The sequence below is a fragment of the Desulfovibrio psychrotolerans genome (assembly GCF_013340305.1).
Taxonomy (GTDB): domain Bacteria; phylum Desulfobacterota; class Desulfovibrionia; order Desulfovibrionales; family Desulfovibrionaceae; genus Halodesulfovibrio; species Halodesulfovibrio psychrotolerans.
The window spans coordinates 167734-186320 of sequence record NZ_BLVP01000010.1 but is presented as its reverse complement, the minus strand read 5'-3'; the positions used below and the strand labels follow the sequence as shown (position 1 = coordinate 186320).

Here is an 18587-nt window from a genome sequence, read left to right as displayed (position 1 = left end):
CAACCGGCGCGAATGGGCCAAGTGGCACAGCCACGGGTATGGCCAGACGTATGCCCTGGCGTATGTCCTAACGTATATTCAGGCCGGGCATGCCGGATTTTCTTGGATTTTGCCCCGCGCTGCGCTATCATACGCCCCATCGCGTACATTCGGAGGAAACGGTGCATCATACCACCACCACGACTCCCCGCACCGGGCGGGTTTCCCTATTGCTGACCGTCTGCTGCCTGCTGTGGGCAACGGCCCTTTCCGGATGCATGGGCATGGGGACCGGCAACCCTGACACGGACTCCGCCTCGTTCACCCCCCAGGGCAGCATAGCCCTGATGCGCGGCGTCATTGACAGAAACACCTCCACGGTTCTTCTGGACATGATGAGCGAAAACGAATCCGTCAAAACCATTGTCATGCAGCATGTGCCCGGCTCCACCGGATACCGGGAAAACCGGGAAGCCGCACGCATGCTCAAAGATTACCGCCTCGCCACACACGTTCCGGCAGACGGTTACATTTCGCCGGAAGGTCTGGACTTCTTCATCGGCGGATGGAAGCGCACTGCGGCCTCGGGCGCGCGCATAGCCGTGAGTTCATGGTATGACGGCCAGACATACGGCGCCGACCTGCCCCGCCACCACAGCCTGCATTTCGGCTATCTGGCGTGGTACCGCGACCACGGCATTCCGGACGACTTCTACTGGTTCTCACTACAGGCAGCACCCAAGGGAGAATACCACATTCTCACGCAGGATGAGTTGCTGCAGTACCGCATCATCACGCAGTAACGCCAGCACGAGGTTGTGCGCGAAGCCCGGAGGAGATTCCGGCTCCGGCTTTTCGCACGGCGCACCGCATTTTCCGGCATCGGAAGGGGAGAGACGATGACCGTTACACGAATATGTTCCGCACTGCTGCTTGCCATTATTCTGGTTCTGTCTGTCGTGGCTCCCGCTGCAGCGCAAAAAAACCGCAATGCAGCCGTGCGCATTGTCATGTGCGAATGGGTTCCCTACACCACGGCGACCCTGCCGGACTCCGGAGCCTTGGCAGAAATAGCCAAGATTGCCCTGCAGCTACAGGGGCTGGAGGCACAGTTCACCATCGTGCCGTGGGCACGGGCCGTTTCCATGATGCAGCAGGGAGAGACGGACGCGCTGCTGCCTGTGTATATGTCGGGGAACAACCTGAAGCGCTATCACCTGAGTGAATCCGTTCTGGATGTGGATTCCGTGTTCATGCGCCTGAAGGAAGTGGAGATTCCCTACACCACACCGCAGAACCTGCAAGGCTGGCGCATAGGCACGGTGCAGCATACCTCCTACAAGAAGAATCTGGCCGATCTGGGCATCTTTCTGGTGGAAGAGGTTCCGCACGAAATCCAAAACTACCGCAAGCTGGTGGCCGGACGCATTGACATGATGCTGGACACGCGGGAAACGCTGGAACGGATGCTGGACAGCCTGCCTGCCGAAGAACGCCACGAGGTCGTCTTCATGGACCCGCCGCTGCACACCAAAAGTTTGCATATGGCCTTTGCGCCCACCAGCAGGGGCAGGCAGCTGCGGAATATCTTCAACGAGGGGATGAACGCGGTACGTTCAAAAGGTGTGTATGATGCCGTGCTGGACAAGCATGACGTGGTGCGCTCCACCGGCACGGCGGTCCGTCAATTGGATTGAAGATTGAGGATTGATCTTGCCCCTGCCGGAGCAAAAGCAGCGGCTACCGGTCGCGGAACCGCCGCTCCCAATCAAATTCCCGGCTCGTGACCACGCTTTCCATACGGCGGAGGCGTGTTTCCAGATTGCCGAACTTTTCCCGCAGACGCGAAACCGCCTCTGCCCTTGAGCCGACATAGGCCGAATAAAAATCGCGCTCTCCCTCATCCTGCGGCATAAGCACGGGTTCGGGTTTCATGATCAGCCCCAGAAAAATATACACGGCCAGAACGGGCCAGAAGGCGCTGAACACCGCCGCCAGTATGAAGGCAAGGCGCACATACCTGACGCGGACATCAAAGTGGCGCGCCAGCCCCTTGCACACGCCCATGAACCTTCCGTCCCGGGCGCGGTAGAGCGGACGCCCCCCCCCATGCGCGAACGACCCATAGCCGCCTCCGCCTTCAGGGAATCCGTTTCCGCAGCCCATGCCGCCGCGCGCGCCGTATCCGCCATGCCCGCCATATTCGCAGGTCCGATCACCATCGCGCCGCCACCGGCCTTCTCTGCCGTTTCCGCCATTACCGCCGTACATGGTCTTCACCTGTCCTTGCCGGGTTCCTTACCAGTTTCCTGACCGGGCCATTCTGCTCCGCGCCGCTGCGACTGCACATCGGCGAGCAGGGCCTCCAGCGTTTCCACACGTTCTTCCATGCGCGCCAAAGAGCGGTACATTTCCTGAATCATGCGGGCTTCATCCACAGCCTGCGGCTCGTCTTCGGGCCTGCGCCTCTCGCGCAGCAACTTATACACCACGATAAGGCAGATGGCCGGAATAATAAGCCAGAAGAAAAAGAATGGACCGTGAGGCATGAAATCTCCCGTTATGTGCATTCTGTACCCCCGTTGTCCCTCTTCTTTACCGCACTGCGGACGGTCGAACAAGTGCCATGCGTCCCTGTACAGCCTGCATAGCTGGCCACATTGCCGGATGCCGCCTCCCGGCGGCAGGGGGCCCTGCAACGATGGCTCTCATTGCACCGCCGCGCCGGATTGGGATTGCGAACAGTACCAGAACAGTACCTGGACCGTATCAGAGCAGCATCGAAACATGACCGGGGCATCAACAGCAAGGGAACATCGGGGCCGCGCAGACAGATTACCGACCCGTATTGCCGCCGCCCATGCGTGCCCTGAGTGCCGCAAGCTCCTCTTCCACCCGGCCCGCGCCCTCCAGATCAGAAAAGCGCGATTCAAGCGACCCTGCGCGCATTGCCACGCCCGCCACATCGGCCTCTGCTTCCATGCGCTCCACACGCTGCTCCAGTTCCTCAAAGCGGCGCACTGCGTCATAACCGCCCGCCCTGTGCACGTCCATGCGCGCCTGCTTGCGTGTTACCGCGTGCGTTCTGCGCTGCACCAGCAGACCCTGCTTCTCCTTGGTGGAAGCCAGCTTGCCTTCCAGCACGGTCAGGTCCTCCTGCGCCTGCGCCACCAGACTTTCGCATCCGGCAAGCTCGCGCCCCAACGCGTCTGCCCGCTCCTGTTCGCGGTGCTTTTCCAGCAGGGCTTCACGGGCAAGGTCCTCGCGCCCCCGGCCCATGGCAAGTTCCGCGCGCTGCTGCCACTTGTCCGTGGCTGCGGTTGCGGCATCACGCTCGCGCCGTATGCGCATGCATTCGGCCATAGTGGCGGCGCAGTTGGCCTTCAGCTCCACAAGGGTTTCCTCCATCTCGCGGATCATCATGCGTATCATCTTTTCCGGGTCTTCCGCCTTGTCCAGCATGGCGTTGAGATTGGAAGAAATAATGTCGTGAAAACGGGTGAATATGCCCATACCGTCCTCCGGTTTCTGTGCTGTTACCGCCCGCGTCCCTGATGCTCTGCTGTGCTCGGAAGCGCTCCGGGACGGGCGAAAAAGTACACGCGTAACCTGTACAAGTCGTGTCCTGTACATGTCGTAGCCTGCCCGTCATAAGGCACAATCCATGCCAGCCACGACACCTTTTCAACATGCCGTAATTACGGGAAAACCGCTCGCACCATCCAAATTCTTTCATGGCTTTTTATGCCAATAAATAGCAGATTAAACCAAACAATGGATTTTTTTACCAATGCATGCCATGTTCGGCCATGGACAACGACACCCATTCCCTGCCGCTCCCGTCCGCCCATACCGAAGCCATGGGCACGTCCGAGGCATTTCTGTCCTTTCAGGAGCACCTCTCCCGTGTGGCAGCCGTGGACCGGCCCGTCCTTATCATCGGAGAACGCGGAACCGGCAAGGAACTGGCCGCCGTACGCCTGCACTACCTTTCCCGCCGCTGGCGCAAGCCGCTGGTCACGGTAAACTGTGCCTCTCTTTCCGAGACATTGCTGGAGTCGGAACTCTTTGGTCACGAGGCCGGAGCCTTTACCGGTGCCACAGTGCGCCGCGCAGGGCGGTTTGAACAGGCAGACGGAGGCACTCTTTTTCTGGACGAAATTGCCGCCATGCCCAGACGCATGCAGGAGAGCATTCTGCGCACGGTGGAATACGGCACCCTGCAACGGGTGGGCGGCTCCCGCTCTGTGCACACGGATGTGCGCATTGTGGGCGCGACCAACGCCCACCTGCCGCAACTGGCGGCACGGGGCATATTTCTGCACGACCTGCTGGACCGGCTGAGCTTTGAGGTGCTGACCCTGCCGCCTCTGCGCGAACGCGGGGAAGACATACTGCTCCTTGCGCAGCGTTTCGCGTCGTCCATGGCGATGGAACTGGAACTGAACGGCACGCCGGAATTCGGACCGGACGCCCTGCGTACACTGCATCGCCATCCGTGGCCGGGAAACATCCGTGAGCTCAAGAACACGGTGGAGCGGGCTGTTTTCCGGCAGGGACTGCATCTTGCCGAGCTTCCGGTCAACCCTTTCCGCTCACCCTGGCAGCCCAACGCTGTAACGGAGTTCGCGGAGTCCGCCCCCAGAACAGCCGCCTGTGACAGCACAGCCCGCCCGCTGCCGCAGGAAGCCTGGCCGGAAGAAACACAGCCCCGCACAGTCCTTGCCGAGCCACTTCCGGAGGCCATACGGCGGCTGGAACTGCATTCGCTGCGGCAGGCACTGCTCCGCGCACGGCATAACCAGCGGCAGGCCGCAGACCTGCTCGGACTCACCTATCACCAGTTTCGCGGGTTGTACCGCAGGCACAAGCAGGCTATAGAGCAGCAGTTGCCCCCCGCAAGCACCGACTGACACTGACCGGACACGCCCTGACGACACCGCCGCCGTAACCGCGTCATACCCACGGAGAATCCGCATGACCGCACCCAAGCGCAACGTATACCTGAAGACCATCCCCATCCCTGAAGCCGTAGAAATAGCCCGCGCCGCGCTGGACCGCGAACGCCTTGTCCGCTCCGTCACCGTACCCGCCAACGAGGCGGCGGACCGCGTGCTCTCCGAGGCCGTCTTCGCCCGTTTCTCTTCCCCCACCGTGCACAGCGCAGCCATGGACGGCTATGCGGTTACCGCGCAGGCCACCTTCGGCGCACGCGAGGGCAGCCCCAAGGTGCTGCGCAAGGGAACGGACTGTTTCGCGGTGAATACCGGCCACCCCCTGCCGGAAGGGTGCGATGCGGTCATCATGATAGAAAACGTGACGGAATCCGGTCCGGACGCCATTGCCACGGAAGCCCCCGCCTTCCCATGGCAGCATGTGCGCCGCATTGGTGAGGATATCGTGGCCACGGAACTGCTCTTTCCCCGCAACCACCGCATAAGCCCCTACGACATAGGCGCGCTGCTCAGCGCAGGGCTGTGGGACGTTCCCGTCTGGGAACCTGTGCGGGTTGCCGTTATTCCTACCGGGGACGAGGTGCTGGACTTTACCACGCGCCCCACGCCCGGCGCGGGTCAGGTGGTGGAAAGTAACTCGCAGGTTCTTGCCGCCCTTGCACGCCGGCTGGGCTGCACCGTCACCCGCACTCCCCCCGTAGCCGACAACCCTGAGGCTCTGCGGCAGGCAGTGCAGGACGCCCTTGAATCAGAAGCCCACATCGCCATCATCTGCGCGGGGTCTTCTGCCGGAACAAAGGACTACACGCGGGACACCATTGCCGCCTTCGGCGAGGTGCTGGTGCACGGCATCGCGGCCATGCCCGGCAAGCCTTCGCTGCTCGGGGTATGCCGGGGCAAGCTGGTGGCGGGCGCGCCGGGGTATCCTGTCAGCGCCGTGGTGTGTTTCGAAGAACTGCTCGCCCCGCTCATATGCTGGCTGGGACGGACGGAAACACCCCGCCGCCAGCCGGTGCAGGTGGAACTGACACGCAAGGTTCCCTCCAAGCTGGGTATGGAAGAATTTTTGCGCCTTGCCGTGGGCAAGGTGGGCGATAAGTATGTGGCTACCCCGCTGGCTCGCGGGGCGGGCTGCATCACCACGCTTTCGCGGGCGCAGGCGCTGGCCCGCATACCCGCACAGGCGGAAGGGCTGGAACAGCATACCGCCGTTGCCGCTGAGCTTATGGTATCGGAAGAAGCGGTGCGGAACGTGCTGGTCTGCGTGGGCAGCCACGACAACACCCTTGATGTCCTCGCGGACGAGCTCATGGGACTGGATTCGCCCGTTCGCCTCACCTCCAGCCACGTGGGGTCCATGGGCGGCATCCTTGCCATTAAGAACGGCTCCTGCCACTTTGCCGGCGCCCACCTCTTTGACCCGGAATGCGATGACTACAACTTTCCCTTTCTGGCAAAATACCTCCCGGAGCAGCTTGCGAAGAACGAGGTTACGCTGGTGAACCTTGCCATACGGCATCAGGGATTCATTGTGCCCAAGGGCAATCCGCGCGGGATACGCAGCATTCAGGACCTTGCGGACGGCACAGTACGGTTTCTGAACCGGCAGCGCGGCGCGGGAACACGCATTCTGCTGGACTACCACCTCAAACAGGCGGGCATAGCTTTCGATGCTGTGAACGGCTACGACAAGGAAGAGTTCACCCACATGGCGGTGGCGGTGAACGTGCTCACGGGGGCGGCAGACACGGGGCTGGGCATCCGCGCGGCGGCGCGCGCGCTGGAACTGGACTTTGTTCCCCTTGCCCGCGAACGCTACGACCTCATCATCCCCAACAGGTTTATGGAAACACCGGGCGTGCAGGCGGTGCTGAAGCTGCTGCGTTCTCCCACCTTCCGCGCCCGCATAGAGGCGATGGGCGGATACGAAACCACCCTCACCGGACAGATAATGCAGGCCGGTTACGGACTGAAGGGCAAGGAGTCCTGATATGCGCATAACAAGCACTGCCTTTGCCCACGGCGACACCCTGCCCCTGCGCCATGCGGCAGACGGCGAGAACCTTTCGCCCCCGCTGGCATGGGAGGATGTTCCCCCGCAGGCCAAATACCTGACACTTATCTGCGATTCGGCACTGCTCACAGATCGGCAGACAAAACAGGCAGAACAGGCGGAGCAGATGACGGAAACGGACACGCAGGACCACTGGCTGCTCTATAACCTCCCCGCCACCATGACCGGGCTGGAGGAAGGCGTGGCAAGGGAATTTGATCCCTTTCCCGGCGCGGGACACGGGCTGAACTCCTGCGGCAACGCCAGCTATGACGGGCCTAAACCCACGGGCAAGGCCCGCATGTGTCAGTTCACGCTGCATGCGCTGGACGCCCGCGTGAGCATTAAGCCCGGAGCCACCAAAGGGCAGGTGCAGCGCGCCATGGAAGGACACATCCTTGCCACCGCGCGGCTGATGGTGCGCATTCTGCCCCGCTGAACCGGTACGCCTATCCGGCGGCGGGGACGACCCCATTCAGACGTCCCGGCTGAACACACTCCTTTTCGCAAACGGCGTTCCCTGCTGGAACGCCGTTTGCATTATTTGTAGTGAAAACATACCGCATACCCCGCGCGGCACAGCCTGCCGGGTGCAGTGAACGCCCCCGGGAAGACCGCACCCCTTTTTCGTGATGTTGACAGAGCCGGATCGCTTCTCTAACATCAATCACAAACCTACTAAACGTTTATGAAAAGGGACCGACAGTGTTTTTTCTCGGCAAGCAATTCATAAAACCCACCGTGAAGCTGCGCATCCTGGCCCTGCTGCAGGCTCTTTCGGAAAACAGCCGGCTCAGCCAGACCCGGCTGGGAAAATTCTGCCATACCAGCAGCGCCATGGTGCACAAATATCTGGCTGAAATGCAGGGGCAGGGCCTTGTGGATTTTCAGCCCGTGGACAAGAAAAGCTACATGTATGCTCTCACTCCCAAGGGAGTGGCGGAAAGAAAAACACTCATGGAGACCTACTGCTCGGAAATGGTGCAGGCATACGCCTCGCTCAAGCAGATAGTCCGCAGGCGGCTTGAGCCGCTGACGGAAGAAGGCATAACCAGAGTGGCTCTCTTCGGCGCAGCCGAAACCTGCGAGGTGGTTCTCACCGCCCTGCAGGGCAGCGGATGCACCGTTGTGGGCATTCTGGACAACGCCTCGCGCAAACAGGGCACCCGCTTTCACGATCACACTGTTCTGCCCCCCGAATCTCTCGCCCATCTGGACGCGCAGGCCGTTATTATCACGTCGTTCGCCCGGCAGGACGACATATACCGGCAGCTTGCCGCCATGCCCGCCATGCGGGAAAAGAAGATATTCACACTATGAGATGCCCAGTAAACACCTGCGTTACCCTGCGCTCAGGACGCGCAATAGGCCGGGGACTGCCGTGCTTTATCGTTGCCGAGGTGGGCAATAACCATCAGGGCAGCCTTTCCCTTGCCCGCAGCATGGTGGAAGAAGCAGCCCGCGCAGGCGCGGACGCCGTGAAGTTCCAGAAGCGCAGCACAGCCGCCCTGCTTACGGAAGCGGGCATGCGCGCCCCCTATTCCGGCCCCAACAGCTTTGGCCCCACCTACGGCGAACACCGAGAAGCACTGGAACTTTCCATGCACGACATGGCCGAACTGAAGGCCTTTGCGGAATCGCTGGGCATGGTCTTCTTCGCCTCGGCGTGGGACATGGACAGCCTTGAAGCCATGCACACCCTGCGCCCGGAACTCATCAAAATATGCTCCGCCGATCTGGTGAACACGCCCTACCTGCGTCGTTGCGGCGAGATGAACACCCCGGTGGTCCTTTCCACGGGCATGAGCAGCCTTGCCCAGACCGACCGCGCCGTGGCGGAACTGCGCCGCTACCACGACAACATCATCGTGCTGCACTGCAACTCTTCCTACCCCTGCCCGGAAGACCAGATATGCCTGCCTGTCATGCACTCGCTGCGCACACGCTACGGACTGCCCACGGGCTATTCCGGACACGAGCGGGGCATAGCCCCCACCCTTGCCGCCGTGGCGCTGGGGGCAGTGCTGGTGGAACGCCACATCACACTGGACAGAACCATGCGCGGCACGGACCATCAGGTTTCGCTGGAACCGGCGCAACTGGCCGAACTGGTGCGCATGATCAGAGAGGTGGAAAGCGCCATGCAGGGCACGGAAAAACGCATCTTCCCCGGCGAGGCGGAGGCCGCCTGCAAGCTGCGCAAATCCATTGTGGCGGCCCGCGACCTGCCTGCGGGCACGGTGGTCACCGAGGCGGACCTTGCCGTAAAAAGCCCCGGCACCGGCCTTGGCCCGGATACATGGGATAATGTTATCGGCAACACCCTTACCCGTGATGTGTCCAAGGACGAACAGATTCTGCCGGAAATGCTGGCCATGCGCCTGAACGGCGCAGCCTGACGGAGGCAACACGCCATGCGGATTGTCCACTTTGCCGTCACCCCTCTCGCAGGTGCCCCCCTGCGTTTGGTGCAGGCCATTAACGCCCACACCGGCCACTCGGCGCGGCTCATAGACCTGTGCCGCTACGGCACCGAGGACTTCGGGCAGGACGTGGTCTTTGCCGAGCAGCCGGAACGGGCGATTGAACTGGCGGAGCAGGCGGACATCATCCACTTTCACAACTATCTGGACATGGACAGCCCCCACTTTGCCCCCATCCGCTTCCGCGCGCTGGCTGCCAGGGGCACCCTGTTCATCCGCCATTTTCACAGTCACCCCGAACTGGTGGCAGGGCGCATGGGCATATCGCCGCAAACCCTGCTGGAGCAGCGCATTCCCTCACTGGTCATCGCCCAGTTTCAGGAACGCTATTACCCCCGCTCCCGCGTGGTGCCCAACTTTGTTCCGGAAACACACCCCGCCTATCTGCCCTTTGCCGCCGGGGAGACGCAACGTGCGCCACGGTTCCATGTGTTTTGCAGCCCCACCAACCTGCGCGGGGCGTGGGACTGCCGCTGGAACACCAAGGCTGCACCGCAGATGCTGGAGATGATCACGCAGGTGTGCAGGCACACCGGGGGCACATGGGCGCTGGCGCACAAAACGCCGCTTCTGCGCACCCTTGCCCTCAAGCGGGATTCACGCGTGGTGGCGGACGACATGGTCACGGGCAGCTACCACCTCACGGGGCTGGAAGGGCTGAGTCAGGGCAAGCCCGTGCTCACCCATCTGGACGACCGCACCCGCCGTGTCTTTGAACATTTTTCGGGCACTGCGGAGGTGCCGTTTGTCAACATACGGCTGGAAGACGCCGCCCCCGTGCTACGCCACCTGCTCACCCACCCGGAAGAAGCGGAAGAAGTAGGTGCGGCGGGCCGCGCCTTTATGGAAAACCGCTGGTCCTGCGCCCGCATGGTGCACCATCTGGACGAGGCATACACCCTGCTGGCGCACGATCCTGCATCGGTGGTGCGGCAGAAGGAACTGGCCCTTGAGGGGGCGCACAGATTCTTCGCCCTTGCCCTGCCGGATCTGCTCCATGGGGAACGCATGGTGCAGCAGCGCGCACAGGTACGCCTTTCGCGGGAAGCAGAACGGGAAATACTGGCCCGCGACACGACTGAAACAGGCACGACAGGGAACCACACGGACGAGGCGTATCCCCCCATTCAACAGGAAAGGCCATGAACAGAAAACGCATTCTCATCACCGGCGGCGCGGGCTTTCTCGGCTCCCACCTGTGCGAACGCCTGCTGGAGGCAGGTCACGACGTGCTGTGCGTGGACAATTTTTTTACAGGGAACAAGCCAAACATCATCCACCTGCTGGAGAACCCCTATTTCGAGGTGCTGCGACACGATGTCACCTTTCCCCTCTATGTGGAGGTGGACGAAATCTACAATCTGGCCTGCCCCGCTTCGCCCGTGCACTATCAGTACGACCCCGTGCAGACGGTTAAAACCTCGGTCCACGGTGCCATTAACATGCTGGGGCTTGCCAAGCGCACCGGCGCGCGCATCTTTCAGGCATCCACCTCGGAGGTATACGGCGACCCCGCCATGCACCCGCAGACGGAATCCTACTGGGGCAACGTGAACCCCATAGGCCCGCGCGCCTGCTATGACGAGGGCAAACGCTGCGCGGAGACGCTGTTCTTCGACTATCACCGCCAGTACGGGCTGGACATAAAGGTGGTGCGCATCTTCAACACTTACGGCCCACGCATGCACCCGGACGACGGGCGCGTGGTTTCCAATTTCATCGTGCAGGCGCTTAAAGGGGAAAACCTCACCATCTACGGAGACGGTTCCCAGACACGTTCCTTCTGCTACGTTGACGACATGATCGAAGGTTTCATCCGCATGATGGAACACACGCCCGATGGCTTTACCGGCCCCGTGAATCTGGGGAATCCTGTGGAATTCAGCATTCTGGAGCTTGCCCGCACGGTCATAGCCAAGGTGGGCAGTGCCTCGTCCATAGAATTCAGGCCGCTGCCGGTCAATGATCCCATGCAGCGCAAGCCGGATATCGCCCTTGCGCAGGAAAAACTGGACTGGTTCCCCTCTGTGCAACTGGAGGCCGGACTGGACAGGACCATAGCCTATTTTGATGCGCTGCTTTCTGAAAGGACGGCAACGCCCTGAACACTCTGAACGCTTCCGGGACGAACCGGTTCACAGGAAGGCCACGGCAGCGACCCCGACCAGACGCGAAGGCCAAATGCGAAAGCCAGACGCGAAAGCCTGACGCAAAAACCAGATGCGAAGGCCAAATGCACGAAGAACGGACGCCGAGGACATATGCACGGGCAGCAGACGCAACACCTACGGGCACGCGCCTTTTCCCCGCGCCCGCCACAACCACAGGCAGCCGCAGATAGCCATAGGTAGTCACAGGTAGCCGCATGTCAGATATGAAACGACGCCAGCAGGAGGTGGTGAACCACTACTTCCGCAACACGGAAATGCCGCTCACGGACTGGCGTGCCCGGTTCTCCGGCGGCCTGTCGAAAACCGTGGTTCAGATTCCCGCCCGCGCAGGCTCCACGCGGGTGGCGGACAAGAATATCCGCGAGGTCTGCGGCCTGCCCCTCATGGCGTACAGCATCCTCATCGCCCGTGCCCTGCCCGGAGTGGACAGGGTTGTCGTGAACACAGACAGCCCCCGCTACGCCGAAATCGCACGCCACTACGGGGCGGAGGTTCCGTTCCTCAGACCGGCGGAATTTGCCACCGCCCGGTGCAGCTCCTACTGGGCCTATTTTTATCTGCTGCGTCACCTGGTGGATGAGGAGTACCCGGTCAGAACCATCATCACCCTTGCCCCCACCAACCCGTTCCGCAACAGGGACCATCTAGCGCGGTTGGTGTCCTTGACGCAGCAATGCGGTTCTGTGCAATCCGCCTTCCGCACGCCCACCTCCCGCACGGCGCTGTTCCGCCCCTGTGACGCGGATACTGAAGACGCCTCCAAGAGCGGCAAGAATGGCAGGACTGATGGGAATGATGCAGCTGATGCAGATGATACGACTGATGCGGCTGATGAAGGAGGCATGGGCAGTGCGAAAGCTGCCCATGGGACCAACCATGCAGACAGTGCGGCGCAAACGGGTACAGCACAGGGGCATGCCCCCAAGTCCCCCCCACGCCGTGTACACCTGCATGACCCGGAGCAGACCTTTTTCAAACCGCTGGGCCACTTTTCGGGCCGCAACGTCTTTCCCGCGCACATTACGCACAAGCACATGGAATTCGTCTCCAACCCGCTGGAACTGATAGATATCGACACGGAACACGACCTTGCCCTTGCGCACAGCGCTGTTGCCGCAAACCTGTATGATTTCGGGATTCCGCTATGATGGATGCCTGCATTCTCGCCTGCCACGCCAGCGCCGCAGAACGCTTTCTGTTCGAGCAGTCCCCGCTTGGCCCTGCCCTTGCGGCCCATACCGCGCGCGTGCTCGCGGCCTTGGGTGCCGTGCGCCCGCTGGCCATTGTGCTGCCCGGACGGGAGCAAGCCTTCCTTAGGGCAGGCATTCCCGTGCATGTCGTACCCCTTCCCGCAGACGACACCGGCACGGATACGGTTTCGGCCCTTTGGGCCATCCGCCGTCACCTGCGCACAGCGTTGCCGCAAGGAGCGGCCCTTGCCCGTCGCATACTGGCCGTTTCTCCGGGGCTTGGCCCCGTAACCGCCACGCGCATACGCAGCCTGCTGGCGGCGCACTGCGAAGGTGCAGATGCAGACGCCCTGCTCTCCCTGCTGCCTACCCCGGTCAACTGCAACCCCGCGTGGCTGCACACGGCCCCGTCCGTTCCGGCATCCGCCCCTAGCGTGACCATGCCGTTCCAGACCGAAACGTCCGGCGGGGCACGGCTACGCGGGCAAGACGGCGAAACCCCGTGGGATAAGCCTGCGGGCAGCCAGTGGCTTCCTCCGTTCCAGCATTTTGACGGCGCGGTGGCCTATCTGCGTACCGACACCCTGTGGGCAGGCGACGGGCCTGAACCTTGCTCGGACGCCCGATCTGAGAATGATGCACCGCCCCGCGTGGCCTATAAAACAGGGGGCGAGACTTCCCTTGGCGTTATGGGAATCCCCGGCAGCATAACCGCAGACGGAGAATCCCTGCCCCTGCTCTACGCCCTGCCCCTGTTCGACCTTCATCCGGACCAGCCCGTACACTGGTCCCTGACGGAGCAGGATGCGGAACGGCTGCTGCACCCCTTCCCCGCTCCCTGCCACGCCGCGCACCCGAACGCTGTTGCGGACGGGCCTCTTGTGCCGCATTCGCCCCATTCGCACGGCACGCCAGCTGTACCAGTTTCGCCAGCATCGCCAGCATCACCAGCATCACCAGTCGCGCAAGCCAAACCAGCCACACCGGTTCCTCAGGCGGCAGAATCTGTCAGGAAGGCTTTGCCCGCCCCGGCTTATTCCCGTCGTCCTTCCGCGCAGACAGCCCACGGAACACGTTCATGAAAGCCCTGTTCTGCACCTACGACCGCCCCGGCTATGTGGGCGGGCCCAACGCCGGACTGCGCCGCCTGCTGCCCGCCCTGCGGGAGCGCGGCATAGAGGCGGAATGCCTGCTGCTTACCTTCGGGGATGTACGCGCCTGCCCCACGCTAAACGCTCTGCACAGGTCGGGCGTGCCGTGCCAGCACGCCCCCTACCACGCCACCACGGAAGAGCGTGTGCGCTGGATACTCTCCGCCGTGCAGCAACGCCCGCCCGCCGTGTTTGTCCCCAACATCGTGCCCGCCGCCTACTACGCCGCCATGCACCTGAAACGGCGCGGCATCCGCTGCATAGGCGTGCTGCGCTCGGACGACGGGTTCCACAGGCAACTGGCCCAACTCTTCCTGCGCACATCGCAGGAGCGGGCCATGGATGCGTGGGTTGCCGTTTCCGACCATCTCAAACGCATGGTGGAGCAACACACCCCCTGTGTGGTGCAGATTCCCTCCAGCGCGGTCTTTCCCCATGACGATTTTCTGCCGCGCATGCACCCGGACCAGCCCCTGCGCATCCTCTATTCCGGAAGGCTCGCCGACACCCAGAAACGCATCAGCCTTGTTACGCGCTCCCTGTGCAGGCTCACGCACACCCTCCCGGACACGCAGGCAACCATAGCGGGCAACGGACCGCAGCGCGCAGAGGTGGAAGCTATTCTCGCCGCCCACCCAAATGCCCGCGTCACGCTGCTGCCTCCGCAGGACAGCGCGAACATGCCCGCCCTGCTGCGCACCCACCATGCGGTGCTGCTCATGTCGGAATACGAGGGAATGCCCCTGTGCCTTCTGGAAGGCATGGCCCACGGCCTTGTGCCTCTTTCCACCCCCGTGGAGAGCGGCGTGCCCGAACTTATCCGCCACGGAGAAACCGGTTTTCTGCTCCATGAACCGGAACGCGATCTTGAAGAAGCGGCCCGTGCCCTGCGCGACCCGCACACCTTTGCCCGTCTTTCCCGCAACGCCCGCGACCTTGTGCGGGAACGGTTTTCGCCCGATGCCTGTGCCGATGCGTGGGCGCACCTCATCGCCACGCAGGGTGCATCTGCCCGCCCGCAGCCCGTCCGCATGCCCGTAAGGCTCTGCCTGCCCCCGTCTGTCGGCATCCGCGAGGATGACCGCGCAACCCCTTTCCGGGCGCTCACGGCAGCCGCAGCCAGCCTGCTGCCCCCGCACCACCCGTTTCTGCGCCCCCGCTGCCGCCCCGGCTTTGTGGACCTGTATACCGTCCGCCGCAGCATCCTTGCCGCCCTCACGCACACCCTGCCCCAGTTCCGGGGAACGGTGGTGGACATGGGGGCAGGATGCGCCCCGTACCGCACGCTGTTTCTGGATGCCCCCGCCGTCACCCGCTATCTGACGGCAGACATGCCGCAGGGCGGCTACGGTCCTCAGGATATGCCCCATGACGCCCCGCCGCCGTGGGATATGCCATGGGACGGACGCACCCTGCCCATGGAACCGGGCAAGGCAGGTGCCGTGGTGCTCACCGAGGTGCTGGAACACTGCCCGGACCCGGCCCGCGTACTGGCAGAGGCGCACCGCGTTCTTACACCGGGCGGCCTGATTTTCCTGACCGTGCCCTTTCTCTGGCCCCTGCACGATGTGCCCTGTGATGCCTACCGCTACACCCCGTGGACGCTGGAGCGCCTGCTGCAATCAACTGGCTTTGCCGATGTGCAGGTACGGCCGCTGGGCGGGTTCGATGCGGCCATGGCTCAGATGCTGGGCCTGTACATCCGCCGCCGTTCCCTGCAGAGCGGCTACCTGCGCGTTCTGCGCCCCCTGCTCTCTTTCGCCGCCGCTCCGGTTGTCCGGCTGCTCACCGCGCAGGACAATCCCCCGAGCCATTTTCATGAAGGGCTCATGTGCTCCGGCCTGTGGGCCACCGCCCGCAAGCCCTCTTTTGCGCCCCATGCGGACGCAGGAACCCCGGCACCGGAAGCCCGGCACGGCGAGCGCGGGTGCGCTTCTCCCCTGCCTGATGCCTGCACTCCCGCCGCACCCGAACAGTCGTGACCGGAACATTCATACATGGCACAAGCACGAATGGAACTGGCATAAAGGGAACTGGCATGACCGAAACAGCCCATGCGCCCCGCACCGCTCCGCAGGCGGAATCCGCCGCCGGGCGCGTCTCCGGTGCCGCACTGCGCATCTGCCTTGCGCACCCCAATCCCGGACCGGAATGCGAAACGTTCATCCGTGCCCATATCCGGGGATTATCCGGCGTGCACGCCGTGCTGCACGGAGGCCACATGGCCCTGCGGGATACTGCGGACAACGTGCTACACCCCGGCCTGCCGCAGGAACCTGCGCAGCTCTTCTCCCCCTCGGGCAAGGCGGAAACGCAGACGCACGGGCAGGCTGCCATGAACATGGCCCGGTTTCTGCGCTCCGGCCGCACGGATGTGGTGCTGGCGCAATACGGCCCCACGGGAGTGGCCCTGCTGCCAGCCTGCCGTGAGGCCCAAATTCCGCTGGTGGCGCACTTCCATGGTTACGACGCTTCGCTCTGCCCTGTGCTTGCCAAGTACGCTGCGGGCTACGCCGCACTCTTTGAGCACGCCGCCGCCGTTATAGCCGTTTCGCAGGAAATGCGGCAGGACCTGCTGCGCCTTGGCGCGCCCGAAGACCGCTTGCACGTCATCCCCTACGGTGTAGATGCGTCCATGTTCACTGCTGCTTCGCCGCAGGATGCCCCGCCCCGGTTCGTCAGCGTTGGGCGATTTGTAGACAAAAAGGCCCCGGAAACGGTGCTTGCGGCCTTTGCCGCCGTGCACGCCGACATACCCGATGCCACTCTGGTCATGCTGGGTGATGGTGTGCTGCGTCCGGCGTGCATCCGCCTTGCCGCCTGCCTTGGTGTGGCGCACGCCGTGTCTTTTCCCGGAGCCGTTTCCCATGACGAGGTTGCGCAGGCTATGCGCGGGGCGCGCTGTTTTGTGCAGCATTCCGTCACCGCCCCCACCGGCGACAAGGAAGGCACGCCCAACGCCGTGCTGGAGGCGGCTGCCTCGGGCCTGCCTGTTGTGGCCACGTATCATGCAGGTATCCGCGAAGCCGTAGTGCATGAGCACACCGGCCTGCTGTGCCATGAACACGATGCCGCCACCATGGCCGACCACATGCGCCGCATGGCCCGCTCTCCTGCGCTTGCCGCCGCGCTGGGCGCGGCCGGAAGGGCACACGTGCAGGCCTGCTACGACAGGGAAAGGCAGCTTGCGGCACTGACGCAGGTGCTTCAGGCTGCGGTACAGGAAACGCCTCGCTGAGCCGCTGACACCGGACAACCGCCCTCCGCAATCCCCCACATCCTCAGGAGTAAACGCCATGCCTGACACCATACCGAAAAGCGCCCTTGCCCCGAGCCGGTTCCATGTGGTCATCCCGTGCTACAACTGCGAGCGCTACATTGATATCTGCCTTGATTCTTTGCGGAATCAGGCCTTTACACAATGGACCGCCCTGGTTGCAGACGATGCCTCGCAGGACAGAACGGCACGCCTCGCATCCCGCCACGCAGCCGATGACCCGCGCATAACGGTGCATTCGGGCTTCCAGCGGGCATGGCTCATGGGCAACACGCTGGCCACGCTGCGTTCACTCCACCTTGCTCCATCCGATGTGGTGGCCGTGCTGGACGGGGACGATTTTATCCGCCCGGACTGCCTGCAACGCTTGTGGGATGCCCATCAGCAGGGCTACGACATTGTGTATACCGATGAGACCATTGAGAGACAGAAACACTCCATCGGCGGCCCGCTGCTGCGCGGCGTGCCTGTTCGCGAACAGGCATGGTGCTTCTCGCAGCTACGCTCATTCAAAGCTTACCTGTTCGGGCTTCTGGACGATGCCACGTTCCGCGATGAAAGCGGGAGATACTTCCGCGCGGCTGGCGACCTTTCGCTCTACCTGCCCATGGCAGAGCTTGCCGGGCCGGATAAGGTACACTTCATACCGGAGCGCCTCTATTTCTACCGTGTGCACGACCAGTGCAACTCCGCCGTGATGCGTCATGAACAGTTGTGCAACAACAGGTACATACGGTCCAGACCGGCACTGGCAAGGCAGACCACCCATTTTGATTTCCGCCTGCGGCTCAACGGTCACCAGCAACCGCCAGCATCACAGCACACGCCCGACCTGTGGTCGCAGCTCTCGGAGCTCATCCAAAACGAAGTGCTGCATCAGCACAGCACAATAGAATTGCCCGTGACTCTGGAAAAAAGCGATCTTCCCCGCCTGGGCCCGGCAGTGCGCGCCCTGCTTCCTCAGCCTTACACCATAGCGGTGGAGCACATCATATTACCTGAAGAGCGGGATGCGTGGCGTGCCTACCATGGCCTGTGGATTGGCGAGGGAGTGTTCCTTATGGGGGTGCCTGCGTCTACGATGTAACGGCAAGTTTATATTGACACTTATTGTCAAGGTGTGCATTAACTTCTCAGGGGCACTTGGCAGGTGCATAAAAAACAACGGATCCACGTTGTTTTTTTTCAAGATCCCATTGAGAATGAAATGCAAATTCAAACCAGTAACGTAACGCGAAGACAGGGAGGATGAGGCTTTTCGACGTAAGAACTGGAATTTTCATTACTGCAATGCGGAATATACCGGCAAGACACCCTTTTAGAATAGA

At 62.5% G+C, this 18587-nt stretch carries 17 protein-coding genes; 14 read left to right on the top strand and 3 right to left on the bottom strand.

The window, feature by feature from the left end; all coding sequences use genetic code 11:
- Window positions 1-161 precede the first annotated feature (161 nt).
- Window positions 162-782: a hypothetical protein gene (locus tag HUV26_RS12755; RefSeq protein ID WP_174410517.1), complete on the top strand. Its 621-nt coding sequence runs from the start codon at window positions 162-164 to the stop codon at window positions 780-782.
- A gap of 96 nt (window positions 783-878) precedes the next feature.
- On the top strand, window positions 879-1676 hold the full coding sequence (locus tag HUV26_RS12750; RefSeq protein WP_174410516.1) for a substrate-binding periplasmic protein: 798 nt from the start codon (window positions 879-881) through the stop codon (window positions 1674-1676).
- Window positions 1677-1719: 43 nt separating this feature from the next.
- Here HUV26_RS12750 and pspC read toward each other — a convergent pair whose 3' ends face one another.
- The 3 genes from pspC to pspA form a co-directional block, all read right to left on the bottom strand.
- Window positions 1720-2250 (bottom strand): envelope stress response membrane protein PspC, encoded by a 531-nt coding sequence (gene pspC, locus HUV26_RS16695; RefSeq protein WP_205245145.1) that lies wholly within the window; start codon window positions 2248-2250, stop codon window positions 1720-1722.
- Window positions 2251-2255: 5 nt separating this feature from the next.
- Window positions 2256-2528 carry an envelope stress response membrane protein PspB gene (locus HUV26_RS12740; protein ID WP_174410515.1) on the bottom strand — a complete coding sequence of 91 codons (273 nt, stop codon included), beginning with the start codon at window positions 2526-2528 and terminating at the stop codon, window positions 2256-2258.
- 286 nt (window positions 2529-2814) lie between these two features.
- A complete protein-coding gene (gene pspA / locus HUV26_RS12735) occupies window positions 2815-3492 on the bottom strand; it encodes a phage shock protein PspA (protein WP_174410514.1) in 678 nt (225 codons plus the stop codon).
- Window positions 3493-3788: 296 nt separating this feature from the next.
- Here pspA and pspF point away from each other — a divergent pair, with 296 nt between their 5' ends.
- The 12 genes from pspF (at window position 3789) to HUV26_RS12675 (ending at window position 18346) form a co-directional block, all read left to right on the top strand.
- Entirely contained in the window at window positions 3789-4892 is a 1104-nt protein-coding gene (pspF, locus tag HUV26_RS12730; RefSeq protein ID WP_174410513.1) for a phage shock protein operon transcriptional activator, read from the top strand.
- 64 nt (window positions 4893-4956) lie between these two features.
- A complete protein-coding gene (locus tag HUV26_RS12725) occupies window positions 4957-6924 on the top strand; it encodes a molybdopterin biosynthesis protein (protein ID WP_174410512.1) in 1968 nt (655 codons plus the stop codon).
- Window position 6925: 1 nt separating this feature from the next.
- On the top strand, window positions 6926-7426 hold the full coding sequence (locus HUV26_RS12720; protein ID WP_174410511.1) for a YbhB/YbcL family Raf kinase inhibitor-like protein: 501 nt from the start codon (window positions 6926-6928) through the stop codon (window positions 7424-7426).
- Window positions 7427-7728: 302 nt separating this feature from the next.
- Window positions 7729-8307 carry a winged helix-turn-helix transcriptional regulator gene (locus tag HUV26_RS12715; protein WP_243451385.1) on the top strand — a complete coding sequence of 193 codons (579 nt, stop codon included), beginning with the start codon at window positions 7729-7731 and terminating at the stop codon, window positions 8305-8307.
- Window positions 8304-9386, top strand: a complete 1083-nt coding sequence (locus HUV26_RS12710; protein WP_174410509.1) for an N-acetylneuraminate synthase family protein — start codon at window positions 8304-8306, stop codon at window positions 9384-9386. Before HUV26_RS12715 ends, HUV26_RS12710 begins: the two co-directional genes overlap by 4 nt.
- Before the next feature lie 15 nt (window positions 9387-9401).
- Window positions 9402-10616, top strand: coding sequence for a glycosyltransferase family protein (locus tag HUV26_RS12705; protein WP_174410508.1), 1215 nt, complete (start codon window positions 9402-9404; stop codon window positions 10614-10616).
- Window positions 10613-11575: a UDP-glucuronic acid decarboxylase family protein gene (locus HUV26_RS12700; RefSeq protein ID WP_174410507.1), complete on the top strand. Its 963-nt coding sequence runs from the start codon at window positions 10613-10615 to the stop codon at window positions 11573-11575. The genes HUV26_RS12705 and HUV26_RS12700 overlap by 4 nt, the downstream gene beginning before the upstream one ends.
- A gap of 260 nt (window positions 11576-11835) precedes the next feature.
- Window positions 11836-12789 carry an acylneuraminate cytidylyltransferase family protein gene (locus HUV26_RS12695; protein ID WP_243451384.1) on the top strand — a complete coding sequence of 318 codons (954 nt, stop codon included), beginning with the start codon at window positions 11836-11838 and terminating at the stop codon, window positions 12787-12789.
- Window positions 12786-13913, top strand: a complete 1128-nt coding sequence (locus HUV26_RS12690) for a hypothetical protein (protein ID WP_174410506.1) — start codon at window positions 12786-12788, stop codon at window positions 13911-13913. Before HUV26_RS12695 ends, HUV26_RS12690 begins: the two co-directional genes overlap by 4 nt.
- Window positions 13910-15964, top strand: coding sequence for a glycosyltransferase (locus HUV26_RS12685; RefSeq protein WP_174410505.1), 2055 nt, complete (start codon window positions 13910-13912; stop codon window positions 15962-15964). The genes HUV26_RS12690 and HUV26_RS12685 overlap by 4 nt, the downstream gene beginning before the upstream one ends.
- A 56-nt stretch (window positions 15965-16020) precedes the next feature.
- Window positions 16021-17220 carry a glycosyltransferase gene (locus HUV26_RS12680; protein WP_174410504.1) on the top strand — a complete coding sequence of 400 codons (1200 nt, stop codon included), beginning with the start codon at window positions 16021-16023 and terminating at the stop codon, window positions 17218-17220.
- 58 nt (window positions 17221-17278) lie between these two features.
- The gene (locus HUV26_RS12675) at window positions 17279-18346 is read left to right on the top strand and encodes a glycosyltransferase family 2 protein (protein WP_174410503.1); all 1068 of its coding nucleotides are present in this window, start codon (window positions 17279-17281) and stop codon (window positions 18344-18346) included.
- The last annotated feature ends 241 nt before the right edge of the window (window positions 18347-18587 follow it).